19 protein-coding genes are annotated in these 22,290 nt (G+C 65.2%); 9 read left to right on the top strand and 10 right to left on the bottom strand.

Features of this window, described 5'->3' with window-relative positions:
- Positions 1 to 23: 23 nt before the first annotated feature.
- From ACT3CF_RS01310 to ACT3CF_RS01290, 5 genes are read right to left on the bottom strand one after another with little or no spacing between them, the layout of a single operon-like run.
- Positions 24 to 3,212: an efflux RND transporter permease subunit gene (locus tag ACT3CF_RS01310; RefSeq protein WP_478419921.1), complete on the bottom strand. Its 3,189-nt coding sequence runs from the start codon at positions 3,210 to 3,212 to the stop codon at positions 24 to 26.
- A 3-nt stretch (positions 3,213 to 3,215) separates the two neighbouring features.
- The gene (locus tag ACT3CF_RS01305; RefSeq protein WP_478419920.1) at positions 3,216 to 4,367 is read right to left on the bottom strand and encodes an efflux RND transporter periplasmic adaptor subunit; all 1,152 of its coding nucleotides are present in this window, start codon (positions 4,365 to 4,367) and stop codon (positions 3,216 to 3,218) included.
- On the bottom strand, positions 4,364 to 5,626 hold the full coding sequence (locus tag ACT3CF_RS01300) for a TolC family protein (RefSeq protein ID WP_478419919.1): 1,263 nt from the start codon (positions 5,624 to 5,626) through the stop codon (positions 4,364 to 4,366). The genes ACT3CF_RS01305 and ACT3CF_RS01300 overlap by 4 nt, the downstream gene beginning before the upstream one ends.
- 54 nt (positions 5,627 to 5,680) lie before the next feature.
- Positions 5,681 to 6,010: a hypothetical protein gene (locus ACT3CF_RS01295; protein ID WP_478419918.1), complete on the bottom strand. Its 330-nt coding sequence runs from the start codon at positions 6,008 to 6,010 to the stop codon at positions 5,681 to 5,683.
- A gap of 8 nt (positions 6,011 to 6,018) precedes the next feature.
- Positions 6,019 to 6,672 (bottom strand): cation efflux transmembrane domain-containing protein, encoded by a 654-nt coding sequence (locus ACT3CF_RS01290; RefSeq protein WP_478419917.1) that lies wholly within the window; start codon positions 6,670 to 6,672, stop codon positions 6,019 to 6,021.
- Positions 6,673 to 6,746: 74 nt separating this feature from the next.
- Here ACT3CF_RS01290 and ACT3CF_RS01285 point away from each other — a divergent pair, with 74 nt between their 5' ends.
- A complete protein-coding gene (locus ACT3CF_RS01285; protein ID WP_478419916.1) occupies positions 6,747 to 7,151 on the top strand; it encodes a MerR family transcriptional regulator in 405 nt (134 codons plus the stop codon).
- 48 nt (positions 7,152 to 7,199) lie between these two features.
- On the opposite strand, the gene ACT3CF_RS01280 is transcribed toward ACT3CF_RS01285, so the two are convergent.
- The 3 genes from ACT3CF_RS01280 to ACT3CF_RS01270 form a co-directional block, all read right to left on the bottom strand.
- Positions 7,200 to 7,784, bottom strand: a complete 585-nt coding sequence (locus ACT3CF_RS01280) for a type II toxin-antitoxin system VapC family toxin (RefSeq protein ID WP_478419915.1) — start codon at positions 7,782 to 7,784, stop codon at positions 7,200 to 7,202.
- A gap of 1 nt (position 7,785) precedes the next feature.
- On the bottom strand, positions 7,786 to 8,151 hold the full coding sequence (locus ACT3CF_RS01275) for a hypothetical protein (protein ID WP_478419914.1): 366 nt from the start codon (positions 8,149 to 8,151) through the stop codon (positions 7,786 to 7,788).
- Between the two features lie 94 nt (positions 8,152 to 8,245).
- Positions 8,246 to 8,398 (bottom strand): hypothetical protein, encoded by a 153-nt coding sequence (locus tag ACT3CF_RS01270; protein WP_478419913.1) that lies wholly within the window; start codon positions 8,396 to 8,398, stop codon positions 8,246 to 8,248.
- A gap of 238 nt (positions 8,399 to 8,636) precedes the next feature.
- Between ACT3CF_RS01270 and ACT3CF_RS01265 the strand changes: the two genes are divergently transcribed.
- The 5 genes from ACT3CF_RS01265 (at position 8,637) to ACT3CF_RS01245 (ending at position 15,044) form a co-directional block, all read left to right on the top strand.
- Complete coding sequence (locus tag ACT3CF_RS01265; protein ID WP_478419912.1) at positions 8,637 to 10,037, top strand: hypothetical protein; 1,401 nt, start codon at positions 8,637 to 8,639, stop codon at positions 10,035 to 10,037.
- A complete protein-coding gene (locus tag ACT3CF_RS01260) occupies positions 10,037 to 10,768 on the top strand; it encodes a hypothetical protein (RefSeq protein ID WP_478419911.1) in 732 nt (243 codons plus the stop codon). The genes ACT3CF_RS01265 and ACT3CF_RS01260 overlap by 1 nt, the downstream gene beginning before the upstream one ends.
- Positions 10,769 to 10,917: 149 nt before the next feature.
- Positions 10,918 to 12,387 (top strand): toll/interleukin-1 receptor domain-containing protein, encoded by a 1,470-nt coding sequence (locus ACT3CF_RS01255; RefSeq protein ID WP_478419910.1) that lies wholly within the window; start codon positions 10,918 to 10,920, stop codon positions 12,385 to 12,387.
- The gene (locus ACT3CF_RS01250) at positions 12,384 to 13,904 is read left to right on the top strand and encodes an argonaute/piwi family protein (protein WP_478419909.1); all 1,521 of its coding nucleotides are present in this window, start codon (positions 12,384 to 12,386) and stop codon (positions 13,902 to 13,904) included. Before ACT3CF_RS01255 ends, ACT3CF_RS01250 begins: the two co-directional genes overlap by 4 nt.
- A gap of 234 nt (positions 13,905 to 14,138) precedes the next feature.
- A complete protein-coding gene (locus ACT3CF_RS01245; RefSeq protein ID WP_478419908.1) occupies positions 14,139 to 15,044 on the top strand; it encodes a HEPN domain-containing protein in 906 nt (301 codons plus the stop codon).
- 45 nt (positions 15,045 to 15,089) lie between these two features.
- Here the strand turns inward: ACT3CF_RS01245 and ACT3CF_RS01240 are convergent, their stop codons facing one another.
- Together ACT3CF_RS01240 and ACT3CF_RS01235 are read right to left on the bottom strand one after the other, a co-directional pair.
- Complete coding sequence (locus tag ACT3CF_RS01240; protein ID WP_478419907.1) at positions 15,090 to 17,612, bottom strand: S8 family peptidase; 2,523 nt, start codon at positions 17,610 to 17,612, stop codon at positions 15,090 to 15,092.
- Positions 17,515 to 18,579: an AAA family ATPase gene (locus ACT3CF_RS01235; RefSeq protein ID WP_478419906.1), complete on the bottom strand. Its 1,065-nt coding sequence runs from the start codon at positions 18,577 to 18,579 to the stop codon at positions 17,515 to 17,517. Before ACT3CF_RS01235 ends, ACT3CF_RS01240 begins: the two co-directional genes overlap by 98 nt.
- A gap of 284 nt (positions 18,580 to 18,863) precedes the next feature.
- Between ACT3CF_RS01235 and ACT3CF_RS01230 the strand changes: the two genes are divergently transcribed.
- From ACT3CF_RS01230 to trbB, 3 genes are read left to right on the top strand one after another with little or no spacing between them, the layout of a single operon-like run.
- Complete coding sequence (locus ACT3CF_RS01230) at positions 18,864 to 20,885, top strand: conjugal transfer protein TraG (protein ID WP_478419905.1); 2,022 nt, start codon at positions 18,864 to 18,866, stop codon at positions 20,883 to 20,885.
- A 2-nt stretch (positions 20,886 to 20,887) separates the two neighbouring features.
- Positions 20,888 to 21,292 carry a CopG family transcriptional regulator gene (locus ACT3CF_RS01225; RefSeq protein ID WP_478419904.1) on the top strand — a complete coding sequence of 135 codons (405 nt, stop codon included), beginning with the start codon at positions 20,888 to 20,890 and terminating at the stop codon, positions 21,290 to 21,292.
- Positions 21,289 to 22,290, top strand: coding sequence for a P-type conjugative transfer ATPase TrbB (trbB, locus tag ACT3CF_RS01220; protein ID WP_478419903.1), 1,002 nt, complete (start codon positions 21,289 to 21,291; stop codon positions 22,288 to 22,290). Before ACT3CF_RS01225 ends, trbB begins: the two co-directional genes overlap by 4 nt.

Here is a 22,290-nt window from a genome sequence, read left to right as displayed (position 1 = left end):
CGTCCAGGGCCGCGGGGGCGGTCTCACTCGACGCTCTCACGGACCGTCCGCCCGCCGAAACGGGCATAGAGCGTCGGCAGTACGAACAACGTGAGCAGCGTGGCCGAGATCAGGCCGCCGATCACCACGGTGGCGAGCGGCTTCTGGACCTCGGCGCCGGCGCCGTGGCCGAGCGCCATCGGCACGAAGCCGAGCGAGGCCACGAGTGCGGTCATCGCCACCGGGCGGAGGCGTGCGAGCGCGCCCTCCCGAGCCGCCTGCGCGCGTTCGGCTCCCCGCCGGATCAGGTCCTGAATATAGGTGACCATGACCAGCCCGTTGAGGACGGCGATGCCGGACAGCGCGATGAACCCGACCGCGGCAGAGATCGAGAACGGCATGCCCCTCAGCACGAGGGCCAGCACGCCGCCGACCAGGGCCAGGGGAACGCCGGTGAACACGAGAACCGCGTCACGCGCCGAGCCGAGCGCCCCATAGAGCAGCAGCATGATCACCGCGAAGCAGATCGGCACCACGATCAGCAGCCGGTCGCGCGCCGAGGCGAGATTCTCGAACTGCCCACCCCATTCGAGATAGGTGCCGGGCGGCAGCTTGACCTGCTTGCCAATCGCGGTACGCGCATCCGCCACCACGCCGGCGATGTCGCGGCCGCGCACGTTCGCCTGCACGACCACCCGGCGCTTTCCGTTCTCACGACTGATCTGGTTGGGGCCGTCCACGATGCCGATGTCGGCGACCGTGGAGAGCGGAACGAACCCGCCTTCGGGTGTCGGCACGGGCACCTTGGCGATCGCGGTCAGATCCGATCTGGCGCTTTCGGGTAACCGGATGACGACCGGAAACCGCCGGTCGCCTTCGAAGATCATGCCCGCCTCGCGCCCGCCGATCGCGGCCGCCACCGTATCCTGGACATCGCCCGCGGTGACGCCCACGCGCGCCATCGCGGTGCGGTTCGGCCGGATGTCGAGCATCGGCAGGCCCTCGGTCTGCTCGACCCGCACGTCGACGGCGCCGCGCGTCTTGCGCAGCACGTCGGCGACGGCGTCCGCCGCGGCGTTCATCTGCGCGAAGTCGTCGCCGAACACCTTGACCGCGACATCGCCGCGGACGCCGGCAATGAGCTCGTTGAAGCGCATCTGGATCGGCTGGGTGATCTCATAGGCGTTGCCGGGAAGGTTCGACAGGCGCGTCTCCAGGCGTTCGACCAGCTCGGCCTTGTCCAGGCTCGGATCGGGCCATTGATCGCGCGGCTTCAGGATCACGAAGGTGTCGGTGACGTTGGGGGGCATCGGGTCCGACGCGATTTCCGAGGTGCCCGTGCGCGAGAAGGCGAACTGCACCTCGGGCTCCCTGGTGATCGCCTTCTCGACCGCGAACTGCATCTTCTGCGCCTGGTCGACCGAGATGCCGGGAATGCGGATCGCCTGGACGAGCACGTTCCCCTCGTCGAGCTGCGGCAGGAATTCCTGGCCGAGCGTCGTGAAGGCCGCCCCGGCCAGCGCGAGCGCGCCGACCGCGACACCCAGCGTCGCGCTCGGCCGCCGCATGGCGGTGTCGAGGCCGGGTTCGTACCGCCGCCGCAGCGCGGAGACGATCCGACCCTCCTTTTCCTCCACCCGCTTGCTGAGCCACACCGCGATCGCCGCCGGCACGAAGGTGAGCGAGAGGATGAAGGCGAAGACGAGCGCGATGATGACGGTGAGCGCCATCGGCTCGAACATCTTGCCTTCGACGCCCGAGAAGGTGAGCAGCGGGACGTAGACGAGGATGATGATCGCCTGGCCATAGACAGACGGACGGATCATCTCGCGCGCGGATGCGGCGACGATCGCCAGCCGCTCCTTGAGCGTCAGCGCATCGCCACGCCCATGCTGGGCCTCGGCGAGGCGTCTCAGCGAGTTCTCGACGATGATCACCGCGCCGTCGACGATCAGGCCGAAGTCGAGCGCGCCGAGGCTCATCAGATTGGCCGACACACCCGCACGCAGCATGCCCATGCTCGTCAGCAGCACCGTGATCGGGATCACCAGCGCCGCGATCAGCGCCGCCCGGAAATTGCCGAGCAGCGCGAACAGGACGACGATGACGAGCAGCGCGCCTTCGGCCAGGTTCCGAGCGACCGTGGCGATGGTCGAGTTGACGAGGTCGGTCCGGTTCAGCACCGGCTTAACGACCACGTCGACCGGCAGCGATTGTCCGATCTCGTTCAGCTTTTGAGCAACGCCGTTGGAGACGGTACGGCTGTTCTCGCCGATCCGCATGACCGCGGTTCCGACCACCACTTCGCGTCCGTTCTCCGAGGCCGAGCCCATGCGCAGGCTCTGTCCGGTCCGCACTTCGGCGATCTGGCTGAGCACGATGGGCACGTTCTCGCGCGTGGCGACGACCGTCCTCGCCAGCTCGTCGGCGTTGCGGATACGACCATCGGCCCGCACCGAGAGCCCTTCGCCGTTACGGTTCACGACGCCGGCGCCGGCGCTGGTGTTGTTGCGTTCTAGAGCGCGGGCGAGATCGTCGAGGGTGATCTTCATCGCCGCCATGCGCTGCACGTCGGGGACGACCAGATATTCCTTGGTGTAGCCGCCGAGCGAATCGACGCCGGCAAGACCCTCGGTGCTCTTGAGCTGCGGCGTGACGATCCAGTCCTGGACCGTGCGCAGATAGGTCGCCTTGTCGGCCTCGCCGACGAGATGGTCGCCCTCCGGCGTGATATAGCTCCCGTCCTGCTGCAGGCCGGGCTCGCCGTTCTTGTGGTTGACCTTGTCGAGCTCGCGGAACTCGACGGTCCACATGAAGATGTCGCCGAGGCCGGTGGCAATCGGCCCCATCTCGGGGTTGACCCCCTCCGGCAGGTCCTCTTCGGCGGCACGCATCCGTTCGGCCACCTGCTGGCGCGCGAAATAGATGTCGGTGCCTTCGGTGAATACCGCCGTGACCTGGGCGAAGCCGTTCCGGCTGAGCGAACGGGTATATTCGAGGCCCGGAATGCCCGCGAGCGCCGTCTCGATCGTGAAGGCGACCTGCTTCTCGACCTGGTCGGGCGACAGCGCCGGGGCGACGACGTTGATCTGGACCTGATTGTTGGTGATGTCGGGAACCGCGTCGATGGGCAGCCGCTGGAGCGCGAGCATGCCGAGGATCGAGGCGACGGCGGTGAGCAGCAGGACGAACCAGCGCCGCTCCACCGAAAAGGTGACGATGCGGGCGATCATGGATCAGTCCTCATGCTCGGCTTCGCCCTTTCCGAGCTCGGCCTTGAGGGTGAAGGAGTTGGTCGAGCCGATCCGTTCCGTTCCGGACAGGCCCGAGGTGACGATCACCTGACCGCCGTTGGTGCGGCCGAGCGTCACGGGGGTCGCCTTGAAGCCGTCGGCGGTGCGCACGAAGACGTGCGGCTTGTCCTCGATCATCTGGACGGCGGCAGAGGGCACGGCGACGGTGCGATCCCCGCTTGCCGGCACGATGATCGAGGCGTTGACCGTCTCGCCGACGCGCCAGCGATTGTCGCCGTTGTCGAGTGTGGCGATCACCGGCACGAGCCGGGTGGTCTCGTCCAAGATCGGGGAGACGAAGGTGACCCGCGCTTCCTGTCGTCGTCCGGGCGCCGTGACTTCGACGCGCGCGCCGGGCCTGACCCGGCCCGCGTCCGCCGGCAGCAGCGACATGGTGATGGACACCCTGGACAGGTTGGCGATGCGGAACAGCTCCGCGTCAGCCGCGACCGTCTGCCCCAGCGTCGCCGAACGACCGATCACCTGGCCGGAGATCGGCGCGCGGACCGCGATGCGGTTGGGCGCGCCGCCACCGCCGCCTGTGGCGGCGAGTTGCTGCTGGGCGAGCCGGAGCGCGATATTGGCCTCCGTCGCCGAGGTGCGGGCGGCGATCAGGTCCTGCTCGGGCGACACCCGCTCGGCGAAGAGCCGCTGCTCGCGCCGCAGGTTGGAGCTTGCGAGCGCGGCGCGGGCGCGAGCCGCCTCGACCTCGGCCTTGAGCGATGCGGCCTCGCGGCTCTCAATGACCGCGAGCGCATCGCCGCGCTGGACCGGCTGGCCGAGATTCCTGGTCAGCGAGACGAGCCGTCCCCCGATCGCGGCCGAGACCACCTGCACCCCTTGGGGATCGCCCTCGACGGTCGCGCTGATCTCGATCGCACCAGCCTCGCCGCCGACGGTCGGCCGCACGACTTCGATACCGGCCTCGGCGATCTGCTGCGGCGTGAGCTTGACCACACCTTCCTCGGCGCCGTGCGCATCCTTCTCGGCGTGCTCGTCGGCCGCCTTGTTGCCTTCGGCTGTCCCGCCGCCGCAGGCAGCGAGCGTGAGCGCAAGGGAGGCGGGCACGAGCGCCCGCGTGATGATCTTCTTCATTGCTGATCTTCCATGGCTGTCGGCGCGCGGGCGGTGAGCCGCTCCAGTCGGGCCTGTGCGTCGTGATAGGCGGCGAGCGCATCGATCGCGTTCGCGCGTGTCTCCGCCAGCGTGCGCTCCGCTTCGAGAAGGTCGAGCTGGCCGAACTTGCCTTCGCGGTAGCCGATCCGGGCGATCCGCGCCGCTTCCTCGGCCGCGGCCAGCGCCGGACCGGTCGCGGCGCGCGCATTCGCCTCTGCATTCGCGACATCGGTCTCGGCACCGGCGATCGCCTGTTCGGCATCGAGCAATGCCACCCGACGAAGGGCCTCCGCCTGCTGGCGCTGGGCCCGGGCGGCATCGACATTGGCGCTGCCGTTGTTGAACACCGGCAGCGGAATGCTCACGCCGAACACCGCGGCGACGTCGTTGCTCGCTTCCAGCCGGCGTGCGCCGGCGCTGAGCGTGATATCGGGCACCCGCTGGCTGCGGGCCAGGCGTTCCTGCGCCTTCGCCGTCGTGACGTCCGCCTGCGCTGCCGCCAAGGCCAGTGTGCCTTCCGCGCGGGCGGGCTGATGCGGTCCCATGGCGCCGATCCGCTCGAACCAGCCGAGATCCAATGCGCCCGGTTCGCCCCCGATCAGCCGCGCGAGATTGCCGCGGGCGAGCTGCGCCGTGCGCTCGGCGCGCTCCAGCGCGGTCGCGGCGTTGACCCGGGCCACTTCGGCGCGCTGCTCTTCGAGCGGCGACGCGCGCCCCGCCTTCACCCGCACGCTTGCCGCGCGAAGCCCTTCGGTCGCAATGCCGACCTGTTCGCGCGCGACGAGCAGGCGCCGCTCGGCCGTCGCCGTTTCGTTGAAGGCCTGAGTGACGCGCAGCCTGAGGTCGGCGCGCACGACCGTTCCTTGCAGCTGCGCGCGAGTGCTCTGCGCGTCGGCCACGGCGATACGTGCAGTCCGTTTGCCGCCGAGCTCCACCGGTAGCGACATGCCGACCGTGGTTTCGGCGGAGCGGAGGCCGCTATAGGCGCCGGTGCCGACGACGTTCTCGGTCTCGACGTTCAAGGACGGATTGGGGCGCAGGCCGGCGACACGCCGCTGCGCTTCGGCGGCACGCACCCCCGCGTCCGCGGCATCGACCCCTGGCGCGGTGGCGCCCGCGAGCTGGAGCGCCTGCTCGAGCGTGAGATGTGCTTCGGCCACGGCGGGTGGGGCGGTCTGGGCCTGCGCCGAAGCTGCGCAGGCGGCTGCGGCCAGCGAGGCCGCGAAGATGCGATACATGGACGTGCTCCTGACGATTGGACGGCCGCGGCTGCGGCGGCACAAAAGGGCTCGTCAGGCGATCGGCGGCCTCAGCCCCGGCAGGCTGCCCGTTCCCGTCAGCTGGGTCGTCTCGTACCGGTCACGTTCGGCCCGTGACAACGCCGTCACGGCCATGTCGTCGCTTTCGGCGGGCGCGGCGGCATGGTGGCCATGGCAGCCGCCATGATGGTGGGGATAGCCCATGTCAGCTTCGGACGGCACCTGGTCGGCGTCCCCGCTCCAGTGCAGCTCCGCGTCGGCGTTCCCAACGCAGGGCGGCGGCTCGAGCGCATGCGCCATCGACCCTACTCCCAATGAGAGGATCAGGCCCAGGAAGGCGATCATGGCAAGGAGCCGCCGCATGCGATCTCTTATCGGCTCCCTGCTGATGCGGATAGCTTCATGCGCGCCGGGGGCTGCGCGAGTTCGCTGCGTGCCTGCCGCATGATCTGCACGCCCCCGGAGAGCCCGAGCGCCGCCATGATCGTCGCCACGACGAGGTCCGGCCAAGCGCTGCCGGTGCCGAAGACGCCGGCGGCGGCCAGGACCACGGCCAGGTTGCCGATCGCGTCGTTCCTCGAGCATATCCAGACCGAGCGCATGTTCGCATCGCCCGAGCGGAAGCGGTAGAGCATCACGGCGACCCCGGCATTGGCGATGAGCGCGGCGATGCCGACGATGCCCATGACTTCGGCTTCGGGCGTCCGTCCATGCCACACGGCCCAGAGGGTCGCGCCGAGCACATAAAGCCCGAGCAGTGCCAGCGTGGCCCCTTTGAAGAACGCGGCACGCGCGCGCCAGGCGAGCGCCATGCCCGCCACGCCGAGGCTGATCGCATAGTTGGCGGCATCGCCGAGGAAATCGAGCGCGTCCGCCTGGAGCGCCTTCGAACCGCCGGCGACGCCCGCGATCATCTCAACCAGGAACATCGCTGCGTTGATGCCGAGCGCGATCCAGAGCGCTCGACGCCAGATGGGATGGTTGTTCGCATCCGGTTTGTCGGACGCGCAGCTGCTGCAGGCCACTTCACACCTCGCACGACTCGATGTGCCCCCTATATGCAGTCTGTAGCAACTATAGGGTCAAGCGGGATTTCGGGATGCAGATCGGTGAGCTGGCACGCGTGACGTCGACCAAGGTCGAGACGATCCGCTTCTACGAGAAGATCGGGCTGCTTCCCGCGCCCGCTCGCACCACAGGCAATTACCGCGACTATGGGACGCCGCACCTGGCGCGGCTCTCGTTCGTCCGGCGGGCGCGGGATCTCGGGTTCACGCTGGACCAGGTGCGGGAGCTGCTTGCGCTGTCCGATGACCGGGACCGCTCCTGCGGCGCGGTCGACGCGGTGGCACGGGCGCATCTCGCGCAGATCGATCAGAAGATCGCCGATCTTCGCGCGCTCCGCCGCGAACTCCACGGACTGATCAGCCAATGCAGCCAGGGTTCCATCTCGGATTGCCGGATCATCGAGGCGCTGGGGCCGCCGGGTGAGGTGGAGCATTGACACAATGTCATGAGCGGGCGGGACGCCGATGATGGCCTTGCCCACCGCTCAATTGCCGTGGGCGCTCCGCGCGGCACGATAGAAGAGCGCGCGGCCGGTCGGCACCAGCTGCAGCAGAAGGTCGAATTCAGCAATGTTCGCCGTGAGCACCGTGAAACCGAGCTTCTGCGCCTGGAGGAACAGCGTGCAGTCCTGCAGGGCTTTCAGCTTGGCGTCGCGCGCATAGCCCTGCAGCCGCGAGACGATGCCGGCGAGCAGCGCCGCCCTGCCGAGCACGTCCGCGTCCGGCAGGAAGACGCGGTGATCGGGCATGGCCTCGATCTGATCGCGCACCGCGCCGACGACTGCGGCGGTCCGCCGGTCCTCGGGATCGAGCACGCCGATGGTGTGCATGAGTTCCTGGACCGCCACCGTCGAATGATTGACGTGGCGCGTCTCCACCAGCTGCTCGACCACGGGCGGTGCGGCTCCCTGCATTTGGTTGATGTAGACGCACGTATCGAGGAGCAGCGGCTGACCGACCAGCTCCTCTTCGCTGGCGAACGGAAGCTCGCTATCCTCGCGGCGCGCGAGCGTCCGCCCGGGATCGAGCCGCGCCCAGCGCAGCGCCGCAGCGACGTCGAAACCCGCCACGTCAGAAGCCGAGCTTGAGGTCCGGATCCACCTTGCCGCGGGTCGCCTTGAAGCTCTCGGCGAACCTGTCTTCGAGCGCGACGTTGGCGAGCGCGAACTCGATCAGATCGGTGTCCGTCTCGATTCCGGTGCGCGCCTTGGCCTGCTCGACCAGCGCGGGGCTGACCCGGCCGCCGATCCGTCCGCTCTTCTCGTGCAGCAGGCCCGAGCGTTCCGCAGCCGCCATCACCGCTTCGACGCGGCCCTCGTGCAACGTCATGAATTGCCCGGTCGCGCCGCTGCGACGGACTTCCAACGCCTTGCCGGCAGCGCTCTTGCGCGCGCCCGATCCTTTGGCGAGGTGCCTCGCTCCGCTCTGCTTTGCCATGACGATGTCCAACGTTTCGAGATTTTGTCTAACATACGCTCGCGGCCAACCTAATTCAAGGCGACACCTCCGATCGCACCGGGCAGTGCGCTGCCTAGAAGAGGCTGGGCTGCACCTCCCGATCATGCAGCAGATGCAGCCGTGCATGCTGCGCCGCCTCGACCGCCCGGCGATAATGGATGGTGCCATATCGCTCGGCATCGTCGAAACCGACCGGGGCCAGCTCCTCGGTCGGAAAAACAGGCATCGTAGATCGCGCGCGCTGCCGCGCGCAGGCAGACATCATGCTGCATGGCGGACTCCAGGAGTGAATCGAATCGCCGTTGGGCGACAGCGGCGAAGCTTAGAACATTAAGTGAACATCGGGCAAGCGTCGTCTCCGCCTGCGAAGGCATGCGGCGAATAGGGGCGCTATTCACCGCACAATGTGCGGCGATTATGGTTGCGGGGGCGCAGCAGCAGCCATTCATAAGTTCGGAATATGTATGAATTATCAGCGCCCCCTCCAGATGCATGAGATCAGCAAACAGCGGTTCGATGCGCTCGCGGGCTATGTTCGTGTGCCGAGAATCCTCGCCCTTGTTCAGGAGGCGGCGTGGTTCACATTAGCGGATGAACGACTTCTAGGCTTGGTAGTCTGGGACAGAATTGATCGTGACTACGGCTGGGTGGTGCTCGGTCGTGATCGCAAGGCGCGGTTCCGCGCAATTGCGCAGGACGTCTCGTTGCCGAGCTTCGCAGACGCGCGTGAGGCGCTGCGTCAGGCGCTGGAGCGCCATCATCAGCAGCCAGATGAGGAATATTATCAGGGCGATGAGCGAGGGTCCCCCGTCGACTTTTTCGCGCCCCACGCGCGTCCGGAGCGCCGACACCCGTCTTTCGTCACATTGCTGGAACAAGCCCGATTCTCACCGTCCCGCGAACTGATCGCCGCCATGATGCGGTTTCACGAGGATGCCGACGGAAACTTCATCGAGCAATTTCAGACGAACGGCTTCGACGCCAGGCTTTGGGAATTGTACCTATACGCCACTTTTGTCGAACTCGGGTACGCACGCCAGCCTGAGTTTGCCGTCCCAGATCTAGTGCTCAGCGGATTGCTGGGCCGGCTCGCCATTGAAGCGACCACCGTCAATCGACCGCAGGGGATCGACGTACCGCGCCCCAAGACGGACGAAGAGATCAGGGCCTATCTGGAAGGCTATGTTCCGATACGCTTCGCGCGGTCGCTCAAGGCCAAGCTCTATCATAAGAACCGATATTGGGATGCCAAAGGCGTCGACGACGCGCCCTTCATTATCGCTTTGCAGGATTTCCACGTGCCCGCGGCGATGACCCGGATCGTGCCGATCGCAACTGAGTATGTCTTCGGCGTGCGTCATTCGATCGTCGCGGGCAAGCGCAAGATCGAGATGATCCAGGAACACGTCTTCGGAAATGCGCGCGAGCCATCCGGCTTTTTCCGCCTGCCCGAATCGGAGAATGTGAGCGCGGTAATTCTGAATCCGCTGGGAACCCTGACCAAGTTCAACCGGCTCGGCTATGTTGCGGGTTTCGGCGATCGGCGGGTCCGCATGTTGCGCGCCGGCTTGGCTCGTCGCGAGGGAAAACCCGACGGTCCCTTGCCGACAGTCTTTGAACATGACGTGTCGGCGCCTGAGTACAGCGAGAGCTGGGTGGAGGGCATGGTCGTCCTCCACAATCCAAACGCTCGCATCCCCTTGGACCCTGATCTGATACCGGGCGCCAATCACGAGTTCCTGGAACCAGACGGCAGCATCATGTCCCTGCTGCCTGACTTCCAGCCCTATATGTCGCACACAGCCATCTCGCTTGAAGGCGAAGCAGAGACGTTTGCAGATGAAGCTGGGGAGGGCCCGAAATAATGGCCGAAACACCTGCCGATGCGGTCGCCGTCAATCTGGCGAACTGGGAGAAGGGCCTGTTTGAGAAGATCCCGGTAGGCGGTCTCCTCGCACGGAGCCCGGTCGCACACAAATGGAAGGCGACCTTTCGAAGCCTTATGCTGCGTGAGGCGACCTTCTGGCGCCAGCACGACCTCATGCAACAATCATATGCACTCTATCAGCAAGGGCACGTACTTGGCGCGCGCATCCTTCTCCGCAGCGCCTTCGAAACCCTGGCGACGCTCGTCTACCTGAACATATTGATGCAGCAGGTTCTCGACGGGAAATTGGATTTCCACGCCTTCGGCGAGAAGACTGCTACCCTACTTCTAGGCTCTCGCAACAACGATGAGCTTCCACGCGCCACCAACATCGTCACCGTGCTCGAGAAGTGCGAGAAGCGATATCCAGGGATCATCGCGCTCTATGCCGACCTGTCGGAAAGCGCGCATCCTAACTATGAGGGGCTTTGCAGCGGTTACTCGAAAATCGACCACGACGAGTATGAGACAGTTTTCTCAAATCGCTGGATGGAGCTTCACGGTGACCGTCACCTCGACGCAATGCTCCTCTGCATGGGCACATTCCACGACGAGTATGACAAAGTGTGGCCCGAGCTGTTCGAAAACCTCGAGAAATGGGTCGAAGAGCATGATAACGAGCTTGAGGCGACCAAAGGCAAGCCGGCTGAACCTAAAGAGCCATTGTGAGGGCGAGAAACGGTGCGTGCGCATGCTGGGCGATATCGGGGCAACAAACTTCCTTATTTTCGGCGCCCCGTGATCTAACGGCGTGAATAACACATCGGATGGTAGCGAAATAACTTGTCGCCGCGAGTCCCCGATGTTGTGATGCCGCTATGAGCGATGCCCATACAGTCGATGAGATTAGCGCGGAAACAGAGCCACCCGTGCGGCAGACAGTGTTCATCAGCCACGCCAATCCCGAAGACAATGAGTTTGCGGCATGGCTCGGCACGCGGTTGATCGGCGCGGGCTACCAGGTGTGGAGCGACCTATTGCGCCTAGTTGGTGGCGAGCCGTTCTGGCGCGACATTGGCGACGCGATTAAAGACCATGCCGGGGTTGTAGTGCTGGTCCTTTCGCGCGCCTCGGTCACCAAACCCGGCGTGCTCGATGAGATCGCGCTGGCGGTGGCGACTTCGCGCAAGCTGCAAAATCCCCGATTCATTATCCCGGTCCGGTTGGACGATCTTCCGTTCGACGAATTTCCTGAGCAGGTCATTCGACTCAATGCCATCAATTTTAACGGCAATTGGGCGGATGGCCTGCACCGGCTGTTCGAAGCGCTCGATGAGCGTGCCCTTGACAAGGCCGAAGGCGCATCAGCGCAGGGTATCGCAGAATTTCGGAACTTCCGGCTGCGACAGAGTGCGGCGATTGCTGACCAGCCCGAGCAGGTCGAGGGCAGCTGGCTGCAAATTCGCGCGCTTCCCGCACAGGCACATCTCTGCCGCTACGGCGCCGAACCGAAGACGGTTGCGAAGCAGCTCGGCAAGTTCGGGACACCAATCGTGCCCTGGGACCGGCTCGGATTCGGCTTCGCGCGCGCGGCCGAGATCGTCGATGCCGAGACCCCCGACATCGCGGTCGAGCCAGCCTACGACATCGATTTGCAAAAGTTTCTGAGGGGCGAACCCAGCGGCGGCCCCGAACTGCGCGGGGTCGATGCGCGGCGGATGATGGTCAACTTGCTGCGCCAGGCCTGGGAGCGTTTCGTCCTCGCCAAAGGGCTGCGGCGTTACGAGTTCGCGCATGGTAGCGCCTTCTATGTTCCGCGCGGACTTATCGAGAAGGACACGATCGTCTTCACCGACCGCAGCGGCAAGAAGCGGCGCAAGCGCCTGTCGGGGCGCAGCATCAAGCGCAATGTCTATTGGAGCTTCGCGGTCAGCATCCATCCGGTTGTCGGCCGGCAATGGCATTTCGAGCTGAAGCCGCAGGTCGTATTCACGACCGACGGCGTCACACCGATCGATAGCAAGGTGAAGATGGCGCGGCTGCGCAAGAGCTTTTGCAAGAACTGGTGGAACGATCAATGGCGCGCGCTGCTGTGCGGCTTCGTCACCTTTCTTGCTGACGGCCAGGACGCGATCACCCTTCCGTTGGGTGGAAGCGCCGAGATGACGCTTGCGGGCTCGCTCGCCCTGTTCGAGGTTCCGACCACAATCGTCGGCGACAGCGTTACCAGTCTCGATGAGGCAGACGGCGACGGTGATGTCGACAGTGAGACCGGTGCCGACTTGCTCGACGATGGCGAAGATGCCAGTCCGTTCGATGAGCTCGACGAGGAGGAGGTGGTGGCATGAGCGCGATCAAGCTGCGCCAGCTCGCCGAACCGATGTTGAGCTTCGGTTATCAGCAACGCCTGGAGCACCCAAAGGACGGCTTGTTCCTATTCGGCCCGCTTGGCGGTAGCGGTCACCCCGCCGAGATGCGGATCGGCGTCATCGGCACCGCGACGGGCCTGGCCTGTTTCAGAACCTGGTCGCAGCGCATCCGCGGCCATATCCCTTCCGCCAATGCAACGGTTGCGCACCATGCCAGCTGGCCGGGATTCGAAGCGGTGTTCGAGACGCGCTGGCCGGAACGGCCAATGACCGAAATTACGGTCGATGCCGACGCGCTCGCTAATGCAATCCGGATCGAGAACCGACACGAGGCAATCGCCAAGGCGGTCAGCCTGTTCGAAGCGCCAATCCGGCGCTATCTGCGCCACGAGGAAGCACCGCCGACGATGTGGTTCGTGGTGATCCCCGAAGAAGTCCACCGCTTTGGCCGCCCGAAATCGACCGTGCCGCGCGAAGAGCGGATCACGGGCGACGCCTATCTCGGGCGCAAGGCGGGCAAGAAGGTGCTTGAGATGGGGTCGCTGTTTCCTGAGGACAGGGAGGCGGCGGAGATTTATCGCTATGAACTCAACTTCCATCATCAACTGAAAGCCAAGCTTCTCGACGAGAAGGCGGTGATTCAGATCGTGCGCGACACGACTCTCACGCCCGAGGCTTTTGTCGACGAGAAAGGCCGGCAGCAGCGCACGACGCAGGATCCCGCGACGATCGCCTGGAATCTTTGCACCACAGCCTTCTTCAAGGCGAGCGGTCGGCCGTGGCGGCTCGCCGATGTACGACCCGGTGTCTGCTATGTCGGGCTGGTGTTCAAGAAGGACGACACCGCGCTTGGCGGTGCCAATGCCTGCTGCGGCGCGCAGATGTTCCTCGATAGTGGTGATGGCGTCGTATTCCGCGGCGCGGTCGGGCCCTGGTATTCGGAGGCTGACCGATCGTTTCATCTGACGCGCGACAAGGCGGCAGAGCTGATGAAGCTGGTCGTCGATGCCTACCGCGATCTGCATGGGCACGCGCCTGCCGAGCTGTTCATCCACGGCAAAGCGCGGTTCAGTAACGAGGAATGGGCGGGATTTTCCTCGGCGGTGCCAGAGGAGACGCAGTTGATTGGCGTTCGCATCCGTCCCACCAGCGAACTAAAGTTGTTCCGCCTCGGCAAAAAGCCGGTGCAGCGCGGCACGGCGTACCTGACTAGCGATCGGCTCGGCTATCTCTGGACCAAAGGGTTCATTCCGCGGCTCGCGACCTATCCCGGCTGGGAGGTACCCAATCCGCTGCTGATCGAAATCCATCGCGGCGAAGCAGACCTCGAACGGGTGATGGGCGATGTGCTCGGCCTCACCAAGATCAACTTCAATGCCTGCGTGTTCGCGGACGGACTCCCGGTGACGCTTAAATTCGCTGACGCGGTTGGAGATATTCTGACGGCGGCGCCGGTTGGCGATCTGCCACCCCTGCCATTCCGCCATTACATTTAGAGGCGCCGTCCTTCGCTGTACGCTCGATGCGAAACGTCGGAAACCTGCCGCCAGACAGCCATTATTAGTGCAAAAAGGTGTCCGACGGCCCCGGAAGTTGTGAGAACCGCGCTTGAGAACGCGCGCCGATAACGGCCATCCGGCGCCGCCGAACGCGCGAACCATATCGCCTAAAGCATTCTAACGACAACCTGTGCTTGCCAAGAGGGAGGCGCTCGTCGAAGATTCCTCTTGATGAGGAAAGATGTCGATCACCTGCCTGCGACCCAACAGGGCGAGCTGGAGCGTGTCCAGCGCGTGCTGATGGAGGAGTTTGCCGAGGCGATCGGCAAGGCCACCACGCCGAGCCGCAAGAACGGCAAGATCCTCAAGATCATCCTGTTTGGCTCCTATGCACGGACCGATTGGGTCGACGAGCCGGAGAATGGCTACCAATCCGATTTCGATCTGCTGGTGGTGGTCAACCACGAGGACCTCACCGACATCGCGCATTACTGGTACGTCGCCGAGGATCGCATCCTGCGCGACGCCGAAATTGCGCGGCCGGTCAATATCATCGTCCACTCGCTCGACGAAGTGAACCAGTCGCTGAAGCGCGGCGAGTATTTCTGGGTCGATATCGCCCGCGACGGGATCATCCTCTACGAGCTGCCTTGCCACCCTTTGGCAACGCCGATGCCCCTCACGCCGGCCGACGCCTATCAGATGGCGCAGGCCTATTTCGGCGAGTGGCTGAAGAAAGTAGATAGCGCGATAAAGGGCGCGAACTTCTACATCGGTGAGGCGGAGTTCAAAGATGCCGCGTTCACGCTGCACCAAGCGGTAGAGCGCGCCTACATCTGCTTCCTGCTCGTGCGAACGCTCTACTTCCCGCGCTCGCACAACATAAAATTCCTCCGATCACTCGCCGAGGACAACGAGCCGCGACTGATTGAGGCATGGCCCCGCGAACGCCGGCTCGATCGGCGGCGCTTCCAATTGCTCAAGCGCGCATATGTCGAGGCCCGGTATTCGACGGCCTATGAGATCAGCGTCGAGGAGCTGAACGCGATCCTAGGATGCGTGCGCGCACTCCGTGATAACGTCGAGCAGGTTTCGCGCGAGAGGCTCGAAGAATTGCGGGCTGCAGCAGAGCTGTAGTTCGGCTCGACCTCGCAATCAGCCGACCCGCAGGTTGTTCACACATCAGCCGGGAACAGCCACCACTGGCTTGAGGGCGACCCGGTTCAGTACTTCGGTGTAGACTGCAGCCTCGCCCGGCATTTCCAACGTCACGACGAGAGCAAAGTTGGTCGCCTGGTCGAGATCGTCGGCTTCTCTCTGAACGTCGAGTTCGAAGAAGCCGTCGCCGGCGATAGCCGCTGCGCGATCGCCTTCCCACCGGCGATGGACAATTGTTCCCTTGTGGGCTTGTTTCGGGTCGGGCTGCGGGATGCCGCCGGCCTTGATGCCTGCGGCCCCCAACTGCTCCGGCTCGACGATCTTCATGCGAACCGCCCTGTAGGCGACGGCACTTGGCCGCGGGGGGCTGAACCACGCCAGTGTGGCATGCAGGCCGTGCGGTTTTGCCTTGCCGCTCATCGCGGCCGGCCAGGGGATCCTAAAGCGCCGCCCCTGATCCGCATTGAGTGTGCCGACTGCCCACAACGTCGCACGATCCTCAGCGCAATTGATGATCAGCTCAGGATCATATGCGCCATATCCGAGATAACGCCGGACGTTGTCCTTCTGGCGATAATGCTGCCGATTGTCGGCCGGGCCGAGGATTTCGATCAACAGGTCCTTCGCGCCGGTCCACCGAGCCCCGTGCACCAGCAGTGCCTTGAGCAAAGCCGCGCGCTGCGCGCTGGGCAATGCGACAAAGTCGGGATAGGCCGCCTCAAGGGCCTCATGCGCTCTGGCAGCGACACCGGTCGCGAGCGCTGCGGCAACGCTCGTGCCAACCGAACGCGCGATCACGTTCGGCCCGAGCGAAGTGGCAGATGGCGGCGCGGCGACCGCCACACCACCGAACGTTCCCGCATTTGTCGTAAGCGGGTGAAGGCGATGATGATCGCCGTGCGGCGCGAGTCTCACATGATGGCGTCCGCCGGGGGCAAGAATGTCCGGCTTCGTCGCTCCTCCATAGCCAGGGCCGAGACCGCTGGAAATTGTACAGAGCCCGGTGTCGGCCCAAACATCGAACGTGTAGGCGGGAAGCGGCACCGGATTGATGAAATTGTCCGCGTGCAGCGCGCCGACGGTGATCGCGTTCACTGCCTCGGCGGGCGCGAGGATGCGCCGCGTTGCGATTTGAGATGCGCTGGCTTGCAAGGCGACGCGAGTTCGCTGAGCTGCGTCCAACGTCTCGAATTGACCCGCAGTCATGTTCTGGGTCTCGAACAAGTCGTGATGGTTGCCGGCGCTTATGATGAAGAGCACGCCATATTTGCTCGCGAGATAGTCGACCACTCGAGCCCAGCCCGAAATCCGTCCTGCGAATGGTTTGTTAGCATCGCCCAAAGAGGCGTTGATGATAATGACGTGAGGCGCCGTCGGCTCGTCGCCGTCGCGCATGCGGACCAGTGCTTCCTCGAACAGGTCCGCCGGCAACCGATCGGGGAAGCGCTCGGGATGTGCAGGATCAGCGGTCGCATACATCATGTTGACGAAGTGGATCGGGCGTTCGAGCGGGCGATCCCAGGTCTGATTGATGTCTCCGTGGACGACGGCCGACGCCATAGCAGTGCCATGCTTGCGCGGGCCTACTGCCAACGGTTCCAAGGCAAAGGGATCGTCAACGCTCAGGGCACCAGCGAGACGCGGATGCGCGGAGAGAGGGACCGCATCGAAGATGGCCGCAATCGGATCACCTGCCAGAGCGGGCGCCGCTCCCTCCGGGCCGCCCGGAACTTCTTCAAGTGGCACCAGTTGCAGGACGCTTTGTGGCCGAATCTGAAGAACTGTCTCTTCTCCCGCGAGTCCCGCAGGATTTCGCGCAAGAGCGGCGGCAAGGGCGCCCCCCGGGACATCACATAGAAGTGCATGGTATCCCGCCCCAGCGATGCGGGATCGGGCGATGACCGCGCCGCCCACCCCATCGACAGCCTGTCTAGCCTGGGCCTCGGTCACCTCGCCATTGTGGCGGAAGACGAGCTCAATCTCCACGCGGACCATTGCGGCTCCCGCGTTCACCTCCGCCGTTAGGACGTCGAAGTCGGCAGGTGTGATTCGGTCTTGCGGCCCCCACGGTCGCACATCGCGAAGCTGGGAGAGCAGCGCCTTCCAAGCGCTATAGCCCGGAGGCACCGTGCCGTTTTGCTGCCAACCTCGCCAGAGTGTAACGATATTTCGGAGCGCGCCCTCCGACGGGACCATCAGATAAAGCGCGGGGTTTTTATCGAACTCGTCCTCCTCGAGATCTTCAGCACCGAGGAACTCGAGACCGGGAACCAACCTGACCGCTTTCTCGAAGGCGAGAACGCTTCCGGTGAGCTCAAAAACGAGAAGACGCTCAGGGGCAAGCGCATTGGGATCCGCGCGGATCTGGAGCGTCGACGTATTGGCCTGAAGCTGGTCGCTCAGGTGCTGGAGCTTTTGACCGCCCGGCGTTGCGACTTGATCGCCGGGGCTAAACTTGCGAGCGATCGGCGCGCCGCCGCCTTTTCGTCGTCCGATCGCCGTCGCTGCCCCCAGCCGTAACAGCGGATGTTCTGGTGGATTCGCCATCGCTCTCCGGTCTTATTCTCGTCGTCCAGAGCCGAAGCTCTTGCGCGAGCACGCTCTTCAGCGTCTCGCCCCCCTGTGAAAGAATGTGCCGCCGTCGAATGTTCTGACAAAATTCGAACACCTCGGCAAAGCTGGTCTGTCCCATCCGGGTAGCCACTGCCTTGGCAGTGACCCCCGGGTCTTCGGGCCAGGAATCGAAGAATCGCTCGATTAACACGGCGACTGCCTCAGTTGATGGCGTGGGCATGTCGATCCGAAGCTGAAACCGCCGCCAGACTGCCCGATCGAGCAGCTCGGCATGATTCGTAGCGGCCACGACGATCGTGTAGCTTGGCAGCTGATCGAGTTGCATGAGGAGGAACGAGACGACGCGTTTGATTTCGCCCGTCTCGTGAACGTCCCCACGCTCCTTGCCGACGGCGTCGAACTCATCGAAGAACAGGACACAAGGCGTTGCCCGCGCATACTCGAACAGGCGCGCCAAGCGCGCATTGGTTTCACCAAGATATGCGCCAACCAATGCATCATAGCGCACAGTGAGGAGCGGAACGGCTACGGCCTCCGCGATCGCTTCGGCGAGCGAAGTCTTTCCGTTGCCCGGAGGGCCTGAAAGCAGCACGCGATGGCGCGGTTGCATACCCTGCGCGCGCAGAAGATCGGCACGCCGCTGCTCCTCGATCAATTGCCGGGAAAGCTGTTCGGCGGGCAGAGTGAGGATGAGGCTTTCAAGCGTAGCACGCGGCTCGGATTCGATCACGAAATCACGGCCCGCAGCACCAGCGCGCCGAAGCTCGCTCGAGGGGGTGACCGGAACCGACTGAAGCGCGCGGTGAAGCCGATCAGCTAGAACATGATGGCTTTTAGCCCGTTCTTCCGCGACAATCGCCTCGACCGTAGAGGTCAATGAGGATCGATCGCCCGAAGCGCCTGCCTTGACCAGCGAAACAAGGAGATCACTTCTTGCCATCGACCTTTAACGCACCACCCGTATCGCCCCTACGGGCGAGACTAACACGCCAGCCCCATCGTGGGAATCCCTCGTGGGAACGGGCGCGGAACAGCACCGTGAACGAAGCAGCCAGCTGCCGGCTCAATCGGGAATTGTGATAAAGCCGACCGGCCGGACAACTGTTCCCGAATCGAGCTGTACCTAGCCCATCAAGGCGCATCAGCGCCATTCTGTTTTCAAGCGCTTAGGCGGACTCTGAGCCCGTCCGGATCGACTTCCCGTCGACCGGCGGGAGCCTCGACGTGACGCCCACCAAACTGCTCATCGGCCAGATCCTCGTCGTCTTCGCGATCGTCCTCGCCGGGCTATGGTCGGCGACCCAATGGGCGGCGGCGATGCTCGCCTATCAGCCCGAGCTTGGGCCGGCCTGGTTCCATTTCGGTCACCTGCCGATCTACCGCCCATGGGCGCTGTTCGCCTGGTGGTATCACTTCGATGCCTATGCGCCGCATGTGTTCGACCGTGCGGGCACTTTGGCGGGCGCCAGCGGCTTCATCGGTTGCGGCGCCGCCATCTTCGGTTCGCTTTGGCGGGCGCGACAGGCTCGGCACGTCACCACCTACGGCTCGGCCCGGTGGGCGACACAGAAGGAAATCGCGCGTGCCGGCCTGCTGCGGGACGCTGGCGTCATGCTCGGCCGCCTGGGTGGCAGCTATCTGCGCCACGACGGACCCGAGCATGTCATGGCATTCGCGCCGACCCGATCGGGCAAGGGCGTCGGTCTCGTCGTGCCGACATTGCTCAGCTGGACCGGCTCGGCGGTCGTCCACGACATCAAAGGTGAAAACTGGCAGCTGACCGCCGGCTGGCGTGCGCGCTTCTCGCATTGCCTGCTGTTCAATCCGACCGACGCGCGATCAGCGCGCTACAATCCGCTGCTCGAGGTCCGCCGCGGCCCCAATGAAGTCCGCGACGTCCAGAACATTGCCGACATCCTCGTTGATCCCGAAGGCGCGCTGGAGCGGCGCAACCATTGGGAGAAGACCAGCCACTCGCTGCTGGTCGGGGCGATCCTCCACATCCTCTATGCCGAGGAGGAGAAGACGCTCGCCCGCGTCGCCACCTTCCTGTCCGACCCGCAGCGCAGCTTCGTTGCCACGCTCCGGCGGATGATGACCACCAACCATCTCGGCAGCGCCGAGCATCCGCAGGTCCATCCCGTCGTCGCCTCCGCCGCGCGCGAGCTCCTCAACAAGAGCGAGAACGAGCGCTCGGGCGTGCTCTCGACCGCCATGTCGTTCCTCGGCCTCTATCGCGACCCGACCGTCGCCGAGGTCACGTCGCGCTGCGACTGGCATATCGCCGATCTCATCGAAGCCGAGCGGCCGCTCTCGCTCTACCTCGTCATTCCGCCTTCAGACATCAGCCGGACCAAGCCGCTCGTGCGCCTGGTGCTCAATCAGATCGGGCGCCGGCTCACCGAGCGCCTCGACCAGGGCGAGGCCGGCAGCCGCCGCCACAAGCTGCTCATGATGCTCGACGAGTTTCCGGCGCTCGGTCGCCTCGACTTCTTCGAGACCAGCCTCGCTTTCATGGCCGGCTACGGCATCCGCGCCTTCCTGATCGCCCAGAGCCTCAACCAGATCGAGAAGGCCTATGGCGAACACAACTCGATCCTCGACAACTGCCACGTCCGTGTCGCCTTTGCGACCAATGACGAGCGCACGGCCAAGCGCATCTCCGACGCGCTCGGCACCGCGACCGAGCAGCGTGCGATGCGCAACTATGCCGGCCACCGGCTCGCACCCTGGCTCGCGCACGTCATGGTCAGCCGGCAGGAGACCGCGCGCCAGCTGCTGACTCCCGGCGAGGTGATGCAACTCGCTCCCGACGAGGAGCTGGTGCTCGTGTCCGGACTGGCGCCGATCCGTGCGAACAAGCTGCGCTATTTCGCTGACCGCAACTTCACCCCGCGCGTCGCGCCGCCGCCCCGGCTCGCTGACGGCTCCTATGCCGACCGGCCGGCCGCGCGTGCCGACGACTGGTTCGGCATCGTCCGCCGACCCGATGCGCGCCTCGGCGAGACGGAGGAAGCGGAGCAGCTGGCCGAAGACGGCGGACTCGAGCAGCAGCGTCACCCGGGCCTGCCGGAACAGGCCGTCGCCAAGGCTGAACCCGTGCCCGATCCGGCGACTGCCCTGATCGAAGACGAGGACATCGCGGCCGACCAGCGCGCGATGGACCAGGCGCGCGGCCTCAGCGCCGTCGCTCGCGGTTACGCCCTCAACGAGGGCAGCGATCACGATCTCGTGCCGGGGCTCTGACGATGAAGGTCCGCCAGAACCTCTATATCGACCGCGAGCTCAGCAATGCGCTGGAATCGCTCGCGGCAGGCACCGCGGGCAACAAGTCGCGGCTGGTGAACGACGCGCTCGCGGACTGGCTGGCGCGGCGGGGCACGCAGCAGATCGACGACCTGCTCAAGGTCCGCCTCGATCGGATCAGCCGCGAAATCGAGCATGCCCGGCGCGACATCGAGGTGCTGCTCGAAAGCCTGTCGCTGTTTGTGCGCTATCAGCTGATGGTGACGGCGCCGCTCCCTGACGCGGACGCCGCCGCAGCAGCCGTCGGCCGCGACCGGTTCGAGAAGTTCGTGGCCCAGGTGGGCCGCCAGCTCGCCGTGGGCAAGCGCACCATCGGCCACGACCAGCCGACGGGAGACCGAGCATGACCGGCAACGTATCCGACACGGTCTCCGAAGGCCGCCGCCGCGCCATGCTGCGCACCGCCATGGGACCGACCATCGCCGCGGCGCTCGCCGACCCGCTCGTGCTCGAGGTCATGGTCAATCCAGACGGCGCGCTCCGCCTCGACAGGCTGGGCGAAGGGCGGACCGACACGCAGGTGCGCTACGATCCCGCGCAGGTCGAGCGGATCATCCGGCTGGTGGCGAGCCATGCCCGGACCGAGATCCACGCAGACCGGCCGATCGTCTCCGCCGAGTTGCCGCCGCACGGCGAGGGCGCCGGGGAACGCTTCGAGGGCCTGCTGCCGCCGGTATCGCTCGGCCCCTGCTTCTCGATCCGGAAGCCGGCGACGCGCCTCTACACGCTGATGGACTATGTAAAGGACGGCATCATGTCGGCCGATGCGGCACGGCGGCTGTCGCTCGCGGTCGTCGACCGCAGCAACGTCCTGGTGGCAGGCGGCACCAGCTCGGGCAAGACGACGCTCGCCAACGCGCTGCTCGCCGAAATGGCGCATCTCGACGAGCGCGTGCTGCTGATCGAGGACACCCGCGAGCTCCAGTCGCCCGCGCCCGACACGGTGGCGCTGCGCACGCGTCCCGGGGCGGTCACCATGGCCGATCTCGTCCGCTCGACGCTGAGACTCCGGCCCGACCGGATCATCGTCGGCGAGGTGCGCGGCCCCGAGGCGCTCGACATGCTCAAGGCCTGGAACACGGGCCATCCGGGCGGGATCGCGACCGTCCATGCGAACAGCGCCGCCGCCGCGCTCTACCGGATCGAGCAGCTGGTGCAGGAGGCGGTGGTCACCGTGCCGCGCCGGCTGATCGCGGAGGCCATCGACATCGTCGTGTTCATCGCCGGCCGCGGCACCGCGCGGCGCGTGCAGACGATCGCGCGGCTCGCCGGCCTCGATCCGGACGGCGGCTACGGCCTCGTCGACCTCACCCCTGACCCTGAACCCCAAAGCCATGGAGACTGA

The sequence above is a fragment of the Sphingomonas chlorellae genome, assembly GCF_056485145.1.
This window is presented reverse-complemented; position numbering and strand designations above follow the sequence as displayed.